General features: G+C 44.2%; 15 protein-coding genes. 11 read left to right on the top strand and 4 right to left on the bottom strand.

Going from position 1 to position 15,435, the window contains the following annotated elements:
• Positions 1 to 124 precede the first annotated feature (124 nt).
• Positions 125 to 1,552, top strand: coding sequence for a 16S rRNA (cytosine(1407)-C(5))-methyltransferase RsmF (rsmF, locus tag VRK_RS07220; RefSeq protein ID WP_059120742.1), 1,428 nt, complete (start codon positions 125 to 127; stop codon positions 1,550 to 1,552).
• Positions 1,553 to 1,693: 141 nt separating this feature from the next.
• Here the strand turns inward: rsmF and VRK_RS07215 are convergent, their stop codons facing one another.
• The gene (locus VRK_RS07215; protein WP_059120741.1) at positions 1,694 to 2,539 is read right to left on the bottom strand and encodes a CvfB family protein; all 846 of its coding nucleotides are present in this window, start codon (positions 2,537 to 2,539) and stop codon (positions 1,694 to 1,696) included.
• 148 nt (positions 2,540 to 2,687) lie between these two features.
• Between VRK_RS07215 and VRK_RS07210 the strand changes: the two genes are divergently transcribed.
• From VRK_RS07210 to VRK_RS07200, 3 genes are read left to right on the top strand one after another with little or no spacing between them, the layout of a single operon-like run.
• Positions 2,688 to 4,052 (top strand): hypothetical protein, encoded by a 1,365-nt coding sequence (locus VRK_RS07210; RefSeq protein WP_059120740.1) that lies wholly within the window; start codon positions 2,688 to 2,690, stop codon positions 4,050 to 4,052.
• 9 nt (positions 4,053 to 4,061) lie between these two features.
• On the top strand, positions 4,062 to 5,120 hold the full coding sequence (locus VRK_RS07205) for a 3-deoxy-7-phosphoheptulonate synthase (protein WP_059120739.1): 1,059 nt from the start codon (positions 4,062 to 4,064) through the stop codon (positions 5,118 to 5,120).
• A gap of 17 nt (positions 5,121 to 5,137) precedes the next feature.
• Positions 5,138 to 5,620, top strand: coding sequence for a YajQ family cyclic di-GMP-binding protein (locus VRK_RS07200; RefSeq protein WP_059120738.1), 483 nt, complete (start codon positions 5,138 to 5,140; stop codon positions 5,618 to 5,620).
• Between the two features lie 140 nt (positions 5,621 to 5,760).
• Here the strand turns inward: VRK_RS07200 and VRK_RS07195 are convergent, their stop codons facing one another.
• Positions 5,761 to 6,117 (bottom strand): YibL family ribosome-associated protein, encoded by a 357-nt coding sequence (locus VRK_RS07195; protein WP_059120737.1) that lies wholly within the window; start codon positions 6,115 to 6,117, stop codon positions 5,761 to 5,763.
• A gap of 94 nt (positions 6,118 to 6,211) precedes the next feature.
• A complete protein-coding gene (locus tag VRK_RS07190) occupies positions 6,212 to 7,162 on the bottom strand; it encodes a precorrin-2 dehydrogenase/sirohydrochlorin ferrochelatase family protein (RefSeq protein ID WP_059120736.1) in 951 nt (316 codons plus the stop codon).
• Positions 7,163 to 7,634: 472 nt separating this feature from the next.
• Between VRK_RS07190 and VRK_RS07185 the strand changes: the two genes are divergently transcribed.
• The 6 genes from VRK_RS07185 (at position 7,635) to VRK_RS07160 (ending at position 13,246) form a co-directional block, all read left to right on the top strand.
• Complete coding sequence (locus tag VRK_RS07185) at positions 7,635 to 8,666, top strand: amino acid ABC transporter substrate-binding protein (RefSeq protein WP_059120735.1); 1,032 nt, start codon at positions 7,635 to 7,637, stop codon at positions 8,664 to 8,666.
• 66 nt (positions 8,667 to 8,732) lie between these two features.
• Positions 8,733 to 9,944 (top strand): amino acid ABC transporter permease, encoded by a 1,212-nt coding sequence (locus VRK_RS07180; protein ID WP_059120734.1) that lies wholly within the window; start codon positions 8,733 to 8,735, stop codon positions 9,942 to 9,944.
• 1 nt (position 9,945) lies between these two features.
• On the top strand, positions 9,946 to 11,043 hold the full coding sequence (locus tag VRK_RS07175) for an amino acid ABC transporter permease (protein WP_059120733.1): 1,098 nt from the start codon (positions 9,946 to 9,948) through the stop codon (positions 11,041 to 11,043).
• Between the two features lie 19 nt (positions 11,044 to 11,062).
• Positions 11,063 to 11,824, top strand: coding sequence for an amino acid ABC transporter ATP-binding protein (locus VRK_RS07170; protein WP_059120732.1), 762 nt, complete (start codon positions 11,063 to 11,065; stop codon positions 11,822 to 11,824).
• A 239-nt stretch (positions 11,825 to 12,063) separates the two neighbouring features.
• A complete protein-coding gene (locus VRK_RS07165) occupies positions 12,064 to 12,726 on the top strand; it encodes a Bax inhibitor-1/YccA family protein (RefSeq protein WP_059120731.1) in 663 nt (220 codons plus the stop codon).
• Positions 12,727 to 12,916: 190 nt separating this feature from the next.
• Complete coding sequence (locus VRK_RS07160; protein WP_059120730.1) at positions 12,917 to 13,246, top strand: TusE/DsrC/DsvC family sulfur relay protein; 330 nt, start codon at positions 12,917 to 12,919, stop codon at positions 13,244 to 13,246.
• Between the two features lie 143 nt (positions 13,247 to 13,389).
• Here VRK_RS07160 and yccX read toward each other — a convergent pair whose 3' ends face one another.
• Positions 13,390 to 13,665 (bottom strand): acylphosphatase, encoded by a 276-nt coding sequence (yccX, locus tag VRK_RS07155; protein WP_059120729.1) that lies wholly within the window; start codon positions 13,663 to 13,665, stop codon positions 13,390 to 13,392.
• A 231-nt stretch (positions 13,666 to 13,896) separates the two neighbouring features.
• Between yccX and VRK_RS07150 the strand changes: the two genes are divergently transcribed.
• Complete coding sequence (locus VRK_RS07150) at positions 13,897 to 15,090, top strand: class I SAM-dependent methyltransferase (RefSeq protein ID WP_059122698.1); 1,194 nt, start codon at positions 13,897 to 13,899, stop codon at positions 15,088 to 15,090.
• Positions 15,091 to 15,435: the final 345 nt, after the last annotated feature.

The following is a 15,435-nucleotide window of genomic DNA, read 5'->3' as shown; positions in this document are numbered from 1 at the left end:
CGTTATATCTCCGGTTAACAGGTTGGAAATCGGATGAGAAGACGTCTGAATATGTATCTTGCTATGAGTTGTGTATATAATGCGACGCTTCCCTGCAATTGAACGTTAAATTAAGAGAATTATTTTGCACACGAATATTTATTTGCCGGATGAATTTCTGCGGACGATCGAACAAATACTGCCATCTCAACTAACGATGGATGATTTTATTGCCGCCTGTCAGCGCCCGCTGCGCAAGAGTATTCGCGTCAATACATTGAAAATATCTGTCAGTGATTTTTGTCTGCGTGCCAAAGAAAATGGCTGGAACCTTACTCCGATACCTTGGTGTCCAGAGGGATTTTGGGTTGAACCAGAAGATTTCACCACACCGATAGGCAATACTTTCGAACATATGACCGGCTTATTTTATATTCAGGAAGCCAGTTCAATGATGCCTGTCAGTGCATTATTTCATCAGCAGGAAGTGGCTTTTGAATCCGTATTGGATATGGCTGCTGCACCGGGCTCAAAAACTACTCAGATTGCTGCTCTCATGAATAATGAAGGCATTATCGTTGCCAACGAGTTCTCCGCCAGCCGGACTAAAGCTCTTTATTCAAACATTGAACGATGCGGTGTCAGAAACAGTGCTCTTACAACGTTTGACGGCCGGGTTTTCGGTGAATGGCTTCCCGAACAGTTTGACGCAGTGTTAATTGATGCACCTTGTTCCGGAGAAGGAACCGTACGCAAAGATCCGGATGCGATGAAAAACTGGAGTCCGGCATCGATTGCAGCCATTGCGGAAACACAGAAAGCGTTGATAGAAAGTGCTTTCTACGCCTTAAAACCGGGCGGCATATTGGTTTATTCAACCTGCACCCTGAGCCGCGAAGAAAATCAACATGTCTGTCATCATTTGAAGCAAATTTTCGGTGACGCGGTCATATTTGAGTCTTTAGCATCGCTTTTCCCACAGGCAGAATCGGCATTAACCGAAGAAGGCTTCCTACATATTTTCCCACAAATATATGATTGTGAAGGCTTCTTTGTTGCTCGCATCCGTAAAGTGACATCTGTGCCGGCACCTCAAGTCACGAAGCGACTCGGAAAATTCCCTTTTAATAAAGCGACCCAAAATCAGCATCAGACGATCAGCCAGGCATTAAAACAGTCACTGGATATCGATCTGCCGACACAGAGCCAGATCTGGCTTCGTGATAATGAAGTATGGCTTTTCCCACAAGCTTTAGAGCCGATGATCGGCCGATTTAAATTCTCACGGATGGGCATTAAACTGGCTGAAGCACACAAAAAGGGTTATCGCTGGCAACATCAGGTTGTGACCGCCCTGACATCGGGACATGAAAATAAGGCTATCGCACTTTCACTTGAGGAAGCTCGCCAGTGGTTTATGGGTAAAGATATTCGTCCGGAACAGACTGAAGTTGGTCAAGGCGAAGTTCTGATTCAGTATCAGGGCGTGTCCCTTGGCCTGGGGAAATGGGTCGGTAACCGGATTAAAAATGGCCTGCCAAGAGAGCTGGTGAGAGACGGTAATTTGTTTTAATTCCCCATCATCTGAGCTGTTTTATCTGATAGATACAGTCGCTGACATTCACTTTTTCTCACATCTGCCACAGATAAAAAGCCCGATACCAAAAACTGGTTTCGGGCTTATTTTTACAACAAGATCGCAGCGCTCAATGATTTATTGAGGATCCTGAATCAATCGGATGCCGCTTGCTTCAATATCGATTACTCCCTGTTTATAAAGCTGACCAATCGTCTTCTTATAAGTCCCTTTACTGGTTCGGAACGCTTCAAAAATGGCTTCAGGTGACGATTTATCCCCCAGCGGCAGAAAACCGCCTTTTTGACGGAGCTGCGCAACAATTTTACCACTCAACTCATCAAGTTTGGCGACGCCAAGTTTTTGCAGGGACACATCAATTTTGCCATCATCACGAATCTGCTTCACAAACCCTTTCAGTCTCTTACCGACAAACACTTTGCCAAAGACGTCCGACTGGAACAGCATTCCCCAATGCTGATCATTGATAATCACTTTGTATCCTAAAGCGGAGCGCTCCGCAACCAGGAGATCAACTTTCTCATTGGGCGTGTAATGTGCCGGCGTTTTATCCAGCCACTTATTGAATTTTGTTGTCCCGACAATCCGTCCGGACGCTTTATCTGTATAGACATAAACCAAAACAGACTGTTCGGCCGTCAGTCGTCCGCGTTGTTCACTAAAAGGAATCAATAAATCTTTACTCTCGATTCCCCAATTGACAAAGGCACCAATACTGTTGACGCCGATGACTTTCATCATCCCCCATTCTCCGACACAAGCAATCGGGTTTTCTGTTGTGGCCGCGAGCTGACTGTCAGCATCGAAATATAAAAAAACGTCCACGAATGCACCGATTTCAGCAGGCTGGCGCATCAGCTTCTTCGGCAACATCACCGTGCCATAATCTTTTGCATCGAGAAACACACCAAAATCCGTTTCCCGCAAAATCTCTAGCTGATTGATTTGTCCAATATTAATCATCAAATAGGTCTCATCTCAAATTTGCAGAGATTATACGCGATCTCTGATATCCTTTCTCTACCATTTATAAATATATACTCAGTCAACGTTAGGATGTTACGTCTCTGCGGTGATTCAGATATCAAGGTGCGTTTACCGGAGGACAGATTTGATCAAGGTTAGCAAACATGATGCGATTACGTTGAAAATATCCCATACAATGTCAAAGAGTAAACTTTCCAGTCTGGAAATGTATCTGTTCGTACCGGGAGAAATCGGACTCAATCAAGACCTGATGCCTGAGACTGAGCTGTATTATAATTGTCTGACTCAAAAACGCGCCTATTACAGTGATAAACATCTCCTACCGTTGATTCACAGCCGTCTCGCTCAGCGAGGCAGACTGTCATCCACTCAATATCGAATTAGTTTGAGTCTATTTGCTTACCAGTATGTGATGGCTCTCGATAATGCGGTTGGCAATCTACTTCACGATAGTGACAACGTCACTGAAATCGAGATTGATAATGTCGTCGAACTGACGTTGGACATCCTCCGCAGACTCAGACGCACCATACCTTACGAAGAAACACTCAAACGGTATTACACCAATATCGATAATTATCTCTCTTGGTATACCGAACAAAAATTTCTTTCTCTGGTCGCTCATTTAACCCGAGACAGTGAGTACAAAACCATTAAAGATCGTCTGATCATTCTGGCCGAGAAGGAACAAGCACACCGGGCACTGCATCACTATAACTCAACGCAAGCGACACAGGACATTACACGTATTAGTAATAAAATGCGTCTATTACGTCGTTTGATTGAGCATCCTGTCATTCTGAAAGAAACACCGATCGCCTTGGGCAGTAACATCCGCCGTGCCGTGAAAGGTATTGCCACAGGTTTCGTGATGCTTTTTGTCACGATGATGGTTGTTTTTGCCCGTGATTACTGGGGAGAAATTACCGCTTCATTTATTATTGCCATGTCTTTCATTTATGCGCTGAGAGAAATATTTAAAGATGATTTGAAAGACATGCTTTGGCGCTGGCTTCGTAAAGGCAAACCGAAATGGAAAAGACGTTACTACGATCCCAGTACCGGAAACCAGATTGGACAAAAATATGAGTGGTTGAATTACCAGTCGATTAGCAATCTTCCCGATCGTATTCAACGCATCCGCAAGAAACGGATTGTTCAACGGGAAGAGCAAGTCATTAGCTACCGTTCTGAAACGGAAATGTCAACATCACGCTTTATGAGCGGTTACGAAGAGACACGTGAAACCATCTATTTTGACTTTCGTGAAATTACGCGACTTTTCGATAAAGATACCTATCGTGTTTATTGCTTGAACAACGGCCAAGTCAGCCGTGAAAAAATTGAAAAACGCCACCTGTTTAATCTCATTATCAAACAGGATAATCATATTGATGAGCCAATTTACTATCGCTGGAAGGTGGTACTCAACCGTAGCAAGATAGTCGCGATTGAACCGATTGAGCTTACATCTAACGAACTGGAATAAAATCAAACCATGAAAACCGACGAATTAAGAACAGAGCCTTTAGGGCATATGCCGACGCCCGAACAATTACGAATTCAGTCTCCTGTCAGTGCTTCCGTTGGCCAGCATATTTCACAAAGTCGCCAAGAGATCGAAGCCATTTTACACGGCAGAGATCACCGACTCTTAGTCATTACCGGTCCATGTTCGATTCATGATCCGGTGGCCGCGCTGGATTACGCAAAACGCTTGAATATCCTTCGCGAGCGTTATGCAGATAATTTATTGATTGTGATGCGGACTTATTTTGAAAAACCGAGAACAGTCGTGGGTTGGAAAGGATTAATCACTGACCCGTATTTGGATGGCCGTTATGCACTCGAAGAAGGGTTAAGCAAAGCCCGAGAGGTTTTACTGGCAATTAATCAACTTGGATTACCAACCGCCACTGAATTTCTGGATATGATTACCGGTCAATACATTGCCGATTTGATCTCTTGGGGAGCAATCGGAGCCAGAACGACAGAGTCTCAGATTCACCGGGAAATGGCTTCGGCCCTGTCCTGCCCTGTCGGTTTCAAAAATGCCACCAACGGCAATGTAAAAGTTGCTGTCGATGCGATCAGAGCCGCCAAAGCATCACACTATTTTTATTCACCGGATCGACAAGGTCGAATGACCGTTTATCGCACCAGCGGCAATCCGGATGGGCATGTCATTCTTAGGGGGGGTGAAAACGGGCCGAACTTTGACAGTAAGTCTGTTCAACAAGCTTGTGCTCAATTAGAATCGCACCATCTATCTCCCCGGGTTGTCATCGATTTCAGCCATGCGAACTGCCAGAAACAGCATAAACGTCAGTTAAGCGTTGCTGAAGATATTTGCCGGCAGATTCGTCGGGGCAGTGATCAAATTGCGGGAATTATGGCAGAAAGTTTCATCAAAGAAGGTCATCAGCCGATTGCTGCACTTGACCAACTGACATACGGCATGTCAATTACCGATCCATGCTTGAGCTGGTCAGATACAGAGCTGATGATCACCGAACTGAATGCTGCTGTACACGACAGAAATAACGACAAACGATAAAAACAAGGAGCAGGCCTATGCCTTCTTTTGACATTGTGTCAGAAATTGACACCGTTGAATTAAAAAATGCTGTTGATAATGCCAACCGTGAGCTATCGACACGCTTCGACTTTAGAAATGTCGAAGCGAGTTTTGAACTAAAAAATGAAGTCGTCACACTGTCGGCAGAAGGTGACTTTCAGTTAAAACAGATGCGCGATATTTTGCGGGCGAATCTGGCGAAACGTGAAGTTGACGGAAACACAATGGATACACAAAAAGCCAGTCAGTCCGGCAAGTTCTGGTATCAGGATGTCTTATTCAAGCAGGGAATCGAGACACTGTTGGCCAAGAAAATTGTCAAAAGCATTAAAGATCAGAAACTAAAAGTACAGGTCTCGATTCAAGGGGATAAAATTCGTGTCACGGGTAAGAAACGTGATGACCTACAGAGCGTGATTGCGTTTATCCGCTCAGAGGATTTTGGTCAACCATTTCAGTTCGACAACTTCAGAGACTAATAAACCCCGATGGGTTGATGGATGATGAAGTGATTTGATCATTCAGGGCTCGTAACTCACGAGCCCTGTGTTGTCAGTCAATTGTTGTCATCAAGACATATTATCATGCAATCTTCCCGCTCAACAAAACCGTCTCTCTATTAAAACTGACGAGGCGCAAAACCAGTCATTACCTCAAGACGCATCGCCTTACCTAGTTTGGTTGTCGGGTGAACAACGACGAGCCCCTTGACTGATTTCTTCAATTTACCGATATTAGCTTGTTCCTCGCGAGTAATTTCCCGGGAAAAAGGTAAATCAGATAATCGTTTACGTTCTTTATTTAAATCGTATTCTTGCTTACTTTTCAATGCGTTGATCTGTTTAGTCAACGCATCAATTTCATCCGTAAACTGGGTGATCATCTCATTATCCCTCCGAGATTTGGCTGCTTCCAGCTTATGTTTACATTTGTCCAATCGATTACTCAATTGCTGGCTTTGCTCTTTTAAACTCATAGGAAATAACTCTCATCTGTTAGTAGCGGCGCAGTATACCACAAGCCCATTAAATTTTGATTGGTCAACCGATCACGATAGATTTTATCAACGATCATTCACTCTGATAAAATCCACTACCAAACTGACGTTCTCCTTTTATTTTCAGATCAGCAACAGCCTGAAAATCGGCTGCAGTAACCATAATGCAAAGGAAGCGTGTTTCTTCTCGGGCTTGAGCGAGTAAATCTTGTAGTTGAGCACGACTATCAAATACCGCTCTTTCTGCATCACGGCGACATAAATCGAGCCCTTCCGCAGGGACATTTCGATGGTAAAGCACTTGCTCCGATTGCTGCATAAAACGCATCGCTTTCATCGGAAGTAATTCCACATCCGTATCACAAACAACCCACACGACTTCTCGAGTCGTCAGCTCCGGTGCGGCAATATAACGTTGATAGATTTGCTCCAATACAACCGGGTCATGCGTTTCTTTGACGATCGGGTCTGCCAGAAAAGCCTCCCAGAAACGACGACGGGCACTGACATCCGGTCGTGTGGCTTTCAGATGCTCCCGCTTTTCACCACAAAACTGCGCAAGAATACGTAAATTCTGCGCCAAAATCGCTTCAACTGACTCACGAATGTTGCGCACCAATACAGGTGAAGCACCACCACTTGAAATTGCCACTTGGATTGCTCCGCGGTCAATCATAGCTGGCGTAATAAAATCACAATAAGGTTGATCATCAACAACATTGACCAGTAATCCGAGCAATTTGGCATCCATATAGATCTGGTGATTCAGCGGAGCATGATCAGTCGTCGCCCAAACCTGAACATAATTGCGGGTCAGAAATGCGCTATCATAGCGTTGCTGAATCCATTGAATTACATCATCGTGCCACAACATTTGAAGTGATGCGGAAATCTCCGGAGACAAAATTGTAACTCGCGCACCTGATTTGACCAAAGCTTCAGTTTTTCTGCTTGCAACTTCTCCTCCTCCAACAACTAAAACGGCCCTTTCGGTTAAATCCATAAACAGCGGAAAATATCGCATAACAATTACAACCTCACATTAACAACTATAACAAACCACACGATCCAAAAAAGTGCAACAATTATCGAATCAAATCATCAGTTGGAAATTATTGATTAAATTAACATCCACATTCAGATTAAAAGTCCAAATAAATAAGAAAAATAAGAATAAAAATTTAAAAAATCATTCAATAAATATATGGATACACAATTGCACTATGATTGAACTTGATTGCACTATTTACATTTAAATAACAATTCGCCATGCTAAATGCAGGCTTGGTTTGTGATTATATTATAATTCTTTTTATTAGAAATTTGAGAAAAACCTAATCCCTACCTACGCTTACAGACGATTGTTACTGGAAATAAAATAGCGATCTGGACAAATAGCGGTTTCAACCGTCAGAACAAATAAAGACAAAATGAATTACTTGTGTCAGGAATCCCTGCTCACATTCGTGTGATTCATACAGGAAGGATACAAACTCATGGCAAACACACTCAAAATTCTTGCTTCAATCACTGTCGCATCCGCTGCTATGGTCGCAGCACAGTCGGCTTCAGCAGCAGAGAGCACACTAGATAAGGTGCTCTCAAATGGCGTTGTAACCTGTGGTGTTAGTACAGGGCTTCCCGGTTTCTCCAACCCAAATGCTAAAGGAGAATGGGAGGGCATTGATGTTGAATATTGTCGAGCATTAGCCGCAGCAGTTCTCGGTGACAAAACAAAAGTCAAATTTGTACCATTAACCGCGAAAGAGCGTTTCACCGCGCTCCAGTCCGGTGAAATCGACGTCCTTTCCCGTAATACAACGTGGACACTACAACGCGATACAGCTTTAGGTCTCAATTTTGTTGGTGTCACTTATTATGATGGTCAGGGATTCATGGTCAAAAAGAATCTTGGTGTCAAAAGTGCCAAAGAGCTTGATGGTGCTTCCGTTTGTATTCAGTCAGGTACCACCACTGAGCTGAACCTTGCCGACTACTTCCGTAAAAATGGCATGTCTTATAAGCCCGTTGTTTTTGATACATCAGCTCAAACAGCTAAAGGTTTCGATGCTGGCCGATGCGATGTACTGACATCCGATCAGTCTCAACTTTATGCACTACGTGTTAACCTCAAAGATCCAAGTTCTGCTGTCGTGCTTCCGGAAATTATTTCTAAAGAACCATTAGGTCCCGTTGTCCGTCAAGATGATGACAAGTGGTTTAACGTTGCAAAATGGACACTATTTGCGTTAGTCAATGCGGAAGAATACGGCATAACATCGAAAAATGTTGATGAAATGAAAAAATCAACAGATGCCAACATTACGCGTATTCTTGGCTTGGATGGACCAAAAGGTTCCGGACTGGGTATCCGAGACGACTGGGGTTATCAAATCGTCAAGCAAGTCGGAAACTATGACGAAATATTTGAACGCTCCGTTGGTTCAGATTCTCCACTTCAAATTGCCCGTGGTGTGAATGCACTATGGAATGCGGGCGGTTTCATGTATGCCCCACCACTCCGCTAATCACTATATTAAAAACGGGCGGTTCAATCCGCCCTTTGTCGGAAATGGACTTGAGGTTATTGTTGTATGAAGCCTGAAAATAACGCTGTGTCCTCAACAGGCAACACATCTGCCCCAAAAAAAGTGACACACTTATTCTATAATCCCACGTTTCGGTCAGTTGTCTTTCAGATAATTGCTATCTTCGCACTGATCTTTTTTATCTACACGATTGTGAATAATGCACTGACAAATCTGGAGTCTCGCGGCATTACCACCGGGTTTAATTTTCTGGATCAACCAGCAGGGTTCGGGATAAGCCAGTCTCTGATCGATTACAACGAAACAGATACGTATGGCAGAACCTTTGTTGTCGGACTACTGAATACATTATATGTGTCGATCATCGGTATCTTTTTTGCGACGGTGCTCGGGTTTATTCTCGGAATAGCACGTCTGTCATCGAACTGGCTCGTAAGCCGCTTTGCTGCAATCTACGTCGAAACCTTCCGTAATATTCCGCTGCTGTTACAGATTCTTTTCTGGTATTTCTCGGTCTTGCAGGCCTTGCCCGGAAAAAGACAAAGCCTTTCCATCGGAGACTCGGTCTTTATTAACGTCAGCGGTTTATTTATTCCCAAACCCATTTTTGCATCAGGAAGTGGTCTGGTATTGACGGTGTTCATTCTCGGAGTCATCACAACTATTTGCGTAAAGATCTGGGCCAGTAATCGCCAAAAAGTGACAGGGCAACAAACACCGACTCTGAGTATTGCGCTCGGGCTAATTATCGGTCTGCCTGCCATTGTCTACTTCTGGACAGGGATGCCAATTTCAGCAGAATATCCGGTTCTGCAACGGTTTAATTTTCAGGGAGGCATTGAGATTATTCCTGAATTCGTTGCTCTGCTCGTTGCACTCAGTATCTATACGGCTGCATTTATAGCAGAAATCGTGCGCTCAGGCATCAATGCCGTCAGTCATGGTCAAACTGAAGCCGCCATGTCATTAGGACTGCCTCGCCGGAGAACACTCAAATTGGTCATTATTCCTCAGGCGATGCGCATCATTATTCCACCGTTAACCAGCCAGTATCTCAACTTAACGAAAAACTCTTCGCTTGCAGTTGCGATTGGTTACCCAGATCTCATCAATGTGTTTGCCGGGACGACTTTGAACCAGACGGGACAAGCGATCGAAGTGATCTCGATGACGATGGCGGTCTATCTGACTATCAGTCTGGTCACTTCATTTTTAATGAACACATATAATCGTAAAGTTGCTTTGGTGGAGAGGTAAGATGACAGTACATCAATTTCAACCGGATCTGCCGCCACCATCAAATACCAGCGGCCCGATCGTCTGGATGCGCAAGCATTTATTCAGCAATATATTCAACTCAGTATTGACACTCATTATTGCTTACTTTGCATTCACCGGATTGTACCATCTCATCGACTGGGCTCTGATTAAAGCCGATTGGATCGGAGAAAGCCGTGAAGCTTGTTCAAAGCAAGGCGCATGTTGGGTGTTGATTTACGTCCGTTTCGATCAGTTTATGTTTGGGTTTTACCCGGAGAGTGAACTATGGCGGCCACAACTTTTCTATGCCACGTTGGCGATTTTAGTTGTCCTGCTGGCTTATCCGAAAACACCGAAACGTGGCTGGTTAGCACTTTTCACGCTAACCGTTTACCCACTATTGATGACCGGACTACTGCATGGTGAATGGTTTGGCTTGCCCGTGGTTGAAACCTATAAATGGGGTGGTCTTCTGATCACACTGGTGCTGGCTTTGGTCGGGATAGTCGCATCTTTACCAATTGGGGTGTTACTTGCCCTCGGACGACGTTCCCATATGCCGGTCATCCGCAGTTTCTGTACCGTTTACATCGAAGTATGGCGTGGTGTTCCCCTGATCACCGTGTTGTTCATGGCCTCAGTCATGCTCCCGCTATTCATGTCTGCCGGTGCAGAAAGTGATAAGTTAGTTCGTGCTCTCATTGGTGTGATGTTGTTCAGTGCCGCTTATATTGCTGAAGTGATTCGGGGCGGTTTACAAGCCATCCCCAAAGGACAGTATGAGGCTGCAGACTCACTGGGACTCAGCTACTCCAAAAAGATGGGGCTGATCATTCTGCCTCAGGCTCTGAAAATTACCATTCCTTCGATTGTGAATACCTTCATCGATCTATTTAAAGATACCAGTCTGGTTCTCATCATCGGGATGTTTGATGTGCTTGGTATCGGCCAGGCAGCAAATACCGACCCCAACTGGCTTGGTTTTTCCACTGAAAGTTATGCATTTGTCGCGTTAGTGTTCTGGGTATTTTGTTTTGGCATGTCGAGATATTCGATTTGGCTGGAAAACAAACTGCATACGGGTCACAAACGATAAAAATTTCAAGGAACGTATTATGACGCTACAAAATACTCAAAATAAAGAAGCCGTGATCCAAATTAAGGACATGAACAAATGGTACGGTGAATTCCATGTATTAAAGAACATTAATCTGAATGTGACCAAAGGTGAACGAATCGTCATCTGTGGACCTTCCGGCTCCGGTAAATCGACCATGATTCGTTGTATTAACCGGCTCGAAGAACATCAGAAAGGTCAGATCATCGTCGCAGGTCACGAACTGACTGAAGATTTAAAAGATATCGAAGCCGTTCGTCGTCAGGTCGGTATGTGCTTTCAGCATTTTAATCTCTTCCCTCACTTAACGGTGTTAGAAAACTGTACGCTGGCGCCAATCTGGGTGAAGAAAATGCCAAAAGAAGAAGCCGAAGCCATTGCGATGAAATATCTGGAACGCGTTAAGATCCCCAATCAAGCCAAGAAATATCCGGGCCAGTTGTCCGGAGGACAGCAACAGCGTGTGGCCATTGCCCGCTCACTGTGTATGAATCCTCATATTATGCTATTTGATGAACCGACATCTGCTTTGGATCCGGAAATGGTCAGAGAAGTATTGGATGTCATGGTTGAGCTGGCTGAAGAAGGGATGACCATGTTGTGTGTTACACACGAGATGGGATTTGCTAAAGAAGTGGCAGACCGAGTCATTTTCATGGATGCAGGTGAAATCATCGAAGAAAATAATCCACAAGATTTCTTTGCCAATCCACAGTCGGATCGTACCCAGAACTTCCTTTCACAGATTCTGCAGCATTAATGCTCGAAAGCGCATTTTTTATGAACAAGGCACGTCATGTGCCTTGTTTTCATCGCCAAAGCATGTCGAAGTTAACACTTGTTTCTCATCCGAAAAATTGTGTTACAACTTCGTCACGGTATTGCAGTTCATTTTTGACTAAGATAAGGTCATAGTAGTCATGAAGGGTTGAAGATAAGAACTTTTACCCCCATATGTAGTCATAAGTAGTAATAGACAATCATTATACGAGGAAGCGTATGAACCGTCCTATGTATTCACGCACATCGACTTTAGATAGTGCACTTCAAACAAACAAAGTGTTAAGAAACACCTATGCACTATTAGGAATGACACTGTTGTGGTCTGCTGTCGTCGCTGGCGTATCCATGGCGATGAACCTTCCGTCTCCGGGGTTGATCATTATGTTGGTCGGCTTCTATGGCTTATTGTTCCTCACCGAGAAGAACCGTGATAACAGTATGGGGTTAGTTTTCACCTTCCTGTTTACCGGTTTCCTCGGTTATACGTTAGGCCCGATCCTGAACGCATATATCAGTGCCGGTCTCGGTGACGTGGTATTAACAGCACTCGGAGGGACAGCCCTCACCTTTATGGCGGCTTCCGCTTATGCACTGACCACCAAACGTGACCTCTCATTCCTGTCCGGAATGCTGTTAGCTGGTTTTGTTGTGCTACTTGTCGGGTTTGTTGCAAATATCTTCCTGCAACTCCCTGCCCTGTATCTGGCAATGAGTGGACTGTTCGTCTTGTTTTCGACCGGTGCGATTTTGCTGACTACACAGCAAATTGTCCGCGGTGGTGAGACCAACTATATTTCGGCAACAATTACGCTGTATGTTTCAATCTATAACCTGTTCATCAGCCTGCTGAGTATTCTGGGCTTCATGAACGACGATTAATAGTTCTGAAACAGGCGTTCTGAAATAAAGTCAGCGAACTGCCATGTTTTGAACGACACAGCAGCGCAAAAAAAGCCCAGATTCTGGGCTTTTTTTATATTTTCACACATCTTTTCGATAACAGTGATTGTGCCATTCCCGGCACTCCGATACCCTTACCGCGTTCTAATTGATGAGGCAACACCGAGCTATGTTCGAATATAACGGTCAAATAATTGAAACCGACAGCGAAGGTTATTTACTTGATCACACACAATGGCAAGAAGGTATGATCCCACTATTGGCTGAAGCAGAAGGCATTGAATTAACTGAAGCGCATCTGGAAGTCATTCATTTTGTCAGGGAATTCTACCAAGAATACAACACCTCTCCCGCCATCCGCATGTTGGTCAAGGCCATGGAAAAAGCCCATGGTCCGGAAAAAGGCAATAGCAAGTATCTATTTAAGCTGTTCCGTAAAGGGCCAGCCAAGCAGGCTACCAAACTGGCTGGGCTCCCAAAACCAGCAAAATGTCTGTGACACAATCACGCTCTCAGGCCAGTGAAGATTGGATGCCACCCACATTTAAGGCTCGTACATCAAAAAGTTGAGGGTAAGTCTATTGATTTTAAACGTAGTGTATCTTCCGTTTAAAATCAGGCCCTCAACCACGAAATTGTTCCTTAATGAATTGAAAATCCCCGAAACGATTTTTCACTGTGAAAGTCAGTCCGAACAACCGATTCGACACGCGCTGCCGGTGAGCCTTGATGGAGCCAGTGATAAAATAAGTCCAGTTGATCCGCTTCACCGCAGGCCACAACTTCCACATCACCGTTATGTAAATTTTTCGCATAACCGGTCAGTCCCAATTTCAACGCCTGATGCGAGGTGTAGTAGCGAAAACCAACCCCTTGGACAACACCTTTCACTGTAAAGATTTCTCTCTTTTGTGACATATTCAGCTCCTCCTCTTTCGCATCAGAAAGCTCATTAAGCGATAAAATTCGCTCATAGCGATAGTATATCTAAATTTCTATCGAATGTGAGGGATGGATGCCACACTCACTCTGAACAATGATGCCCCATTCAAAAACGCCTTTCAGCCCAAAGCCACAATACCGTCAACCGATTGCTTTTCCCTCTTACATCACCGACAATACCGTTTTTTCAAGCTACAGAATACATCTATGACAGCCGCTATCTATCTCGCCAAAGGGCGTGAAAAATCTCTCCTTCGCCGCCATCCTTGGATTTTTTCCCGAGCTATCAATCATGTACAAGGTGAACCGGTTTCAGGCCAAACGGTTGATGTCTATAGCCACGACGGGCAGTGGCTGGCGAAAGCTGGTTTTTCGCCACAATCACAGATTAGGGCTCGAGTCTGGAGCTTCGAACCGACCGATATTGACACCGATTTTTTCATCCAACGTATTCGTCAGGCACAACAGCTTAGAGAGTCAGTCATTCGGCAAGGTCAGTTAACCGGCTATCGTCTCATTGCCGCTGAATCTGATGGTTTACCGGGCATAACGATTGACAGATATGGCGATTATCTGGTCTGTCAAGTGTTAAGTGCCGCAGCTGAGTTATCAAAACCTTTACTTGTCGAAGGCCTTAGAACCTGCTTCCCTGAATGTCATATTTATGAACGCTCAGATGTTGCCGTGCGTAAAAAAGAAGGGTTACAAGAACAAGTTGGTGTTTTATACGGTGATATACCGACAGCACCGATTATCATTGAAGAAAATGGTATAAAAATCAGCGTTGATATCATCAATGGTCATAAAACTGGCTTCTATCTGGATCAACGAGATAGTCGCTTACACACCATGAAATATGTTCAGGATAAAGAAGTGCTGAATTGCTTCTCCTATACTGGTGGATTCGGCCTCTATGCGCTAAAAGGTGGTGCGAAACGGGTAATCAACGCCGATGTATCCCAACCGGCACTAGATACCGCCAAGGCCAATGCCCAATTGAATGAGTTCGATCTCTCTAAAAAGCGCGCAGTCTTTCTAAACGCTGATGTCTTCAAATTATTACGCGAGTACCGTGATCAGGGCACCCGATTTGATGTCGTTATTATGGATCCGCCAAAATTTGCCGAGTCGAAAGCCCAACTGAACGGTGCCTGTCGGGGATATAAGGACATAAACATGTTAGCGATGCAGATTCTCAGGCCGGGAGGTACGTTACTTACCTACTCCTGCTCTGGTCTCATGGATCAGACGCTGTTTCAGAAAATTATTGCCGATGCAGCACTGGATGCCGGGCGAAGTGTCAAGTTGGTCGAACGTTTCAGTCAGGCAGCAGATCACCCCATCGACTCAGCCTATCCCGAAGGCTTCTATCTCAAAGGACTAGCCTGTAAAGTTCTGTAAAAACCGCCAACGATGAATGGGAGTGTGACTGCTCCTATTCTTCCTGTCCATTCTCCCCCGATTAATCACACCATTTTCCATGGCGAAAAACAGGCTCTTATTCTAAGAGAACGGGCTCGTCATAAGCTCAAAAAAATGAGATATCACTCCACGCTCTTCAACATAAACACAAACAAAGATAAATATTCTGGTATTGACTAACTAATACTTATAACCTAATTAAAAACAAAGTAAAAATTTTATGCATAATCAGTAATTTTCAATTTTTCTCTTATTAAACAATAAATTAGATAAAGATTGGTATCTGTTATAAACTATGTAAAAACCAGCTGTATTGATAACTAC

It is taken from the genome of Vibrio sp. MEBiC08052, from assembly GCF_001506075.1.
GTDB lineage: Bacteria > Pseudomonadota > Gammaproteobacteria > Enterobacterales > Vibrionaceae > Vibrio.
Note: the sequence above shows the minus strand (reverse complement) of the source record. Positions and strands in the feature narration are given on the sequence as shown.

Bases quoted from the DNA above. Each gene is read 5' to 3' on its own strand.
- VRK_RS07215 (WP_059120741.1), bottom strand. From the start codon at position 2,539: ATGATTAATATTGGACAAATCAATCAGCTAGAGATTTTGCGGGAAACG.
- VRK_RS07205 (WP_059120739.1), top strand. From the start codon at position 4,062: ATGAAAACCGACGAATTAAGAACAGAGCCTTTAGGGCATATGCCGACG.
- VRK_RS07200 (WP_059120738.1), top strand. From the start codon at position 5,138: ATGCCTTCTTTTGACATTGTGTCAGAAATTGACACCGTTGAATTAAAA.
- VRK_RS07195 (WP_059120737.1), bottom strand. From the start codon at position 6,117: ATGAGTTTAAAAGAGCAAAGCCAGCAATTGAGTAATCGATTGGACAAA.
- VRK_RS07190 (WP_059120736.1), bottom strand. From the start codon at position 7,162: ATGCGATATTTTCCGCTGTTTATGGATTTAACCGAAAGGGCCGTTTTA.
- VRK_RS07185 (WP_059120735.1), top strand. From the start codon at position 7,635: ATGGCAAACACACTCAAAATTCTTGCTTCAATCACTGTCGCATCCGCT.
- VRK_RS07180 (WP_059120734.1), top strand. From the start codon at position 8,733: ATGAAGCCTGAAAATAACGCTGTGTCCTCAACAGGCAACACATCTGCC.
- VRK_RS07175 (WP_059120733.1), top strand. From the start codon at position 9,946: ATGACAGTACATCAATTTCAACCGGATCTGCCGCCACCATCAAATACC.
- VRK_RS07170 (WP_059120732.1), top strand. From the start codon at position 11,063: ATGACGCTACAAAATACTCAAAATAAAGAAGCCGTGATCCAAATTAAG.
- VRK_RS07165 (WP_059120731.1), top strand. From the start codon at position 12,064: ATGAACCGTCCTATGTATTCACGCACATCGACTTTAGATAGTGCACTT.
- VRK_RS07160 (WP_059120730.1), top strand. From the start codon at position 12,917: ATGTTCGAATATAACGGTCAAATAATTGAAACCGACAGCGAAGGTTAT.
- yccX (WP_059120729.1), bottom strand. From the start codon at position 13,665: ATGTCACAAAAGAGAGAAATCTTTACAGTGAAAGGTGTTGTCCAAGGG.
- VRK_RS07150 (WP_059122698.1), top strand. From the start codon at position 13,897: ATGACAGCCGCTATCTATCTCGCCAAAGGGCGTGAAAAATCTCTCCTT.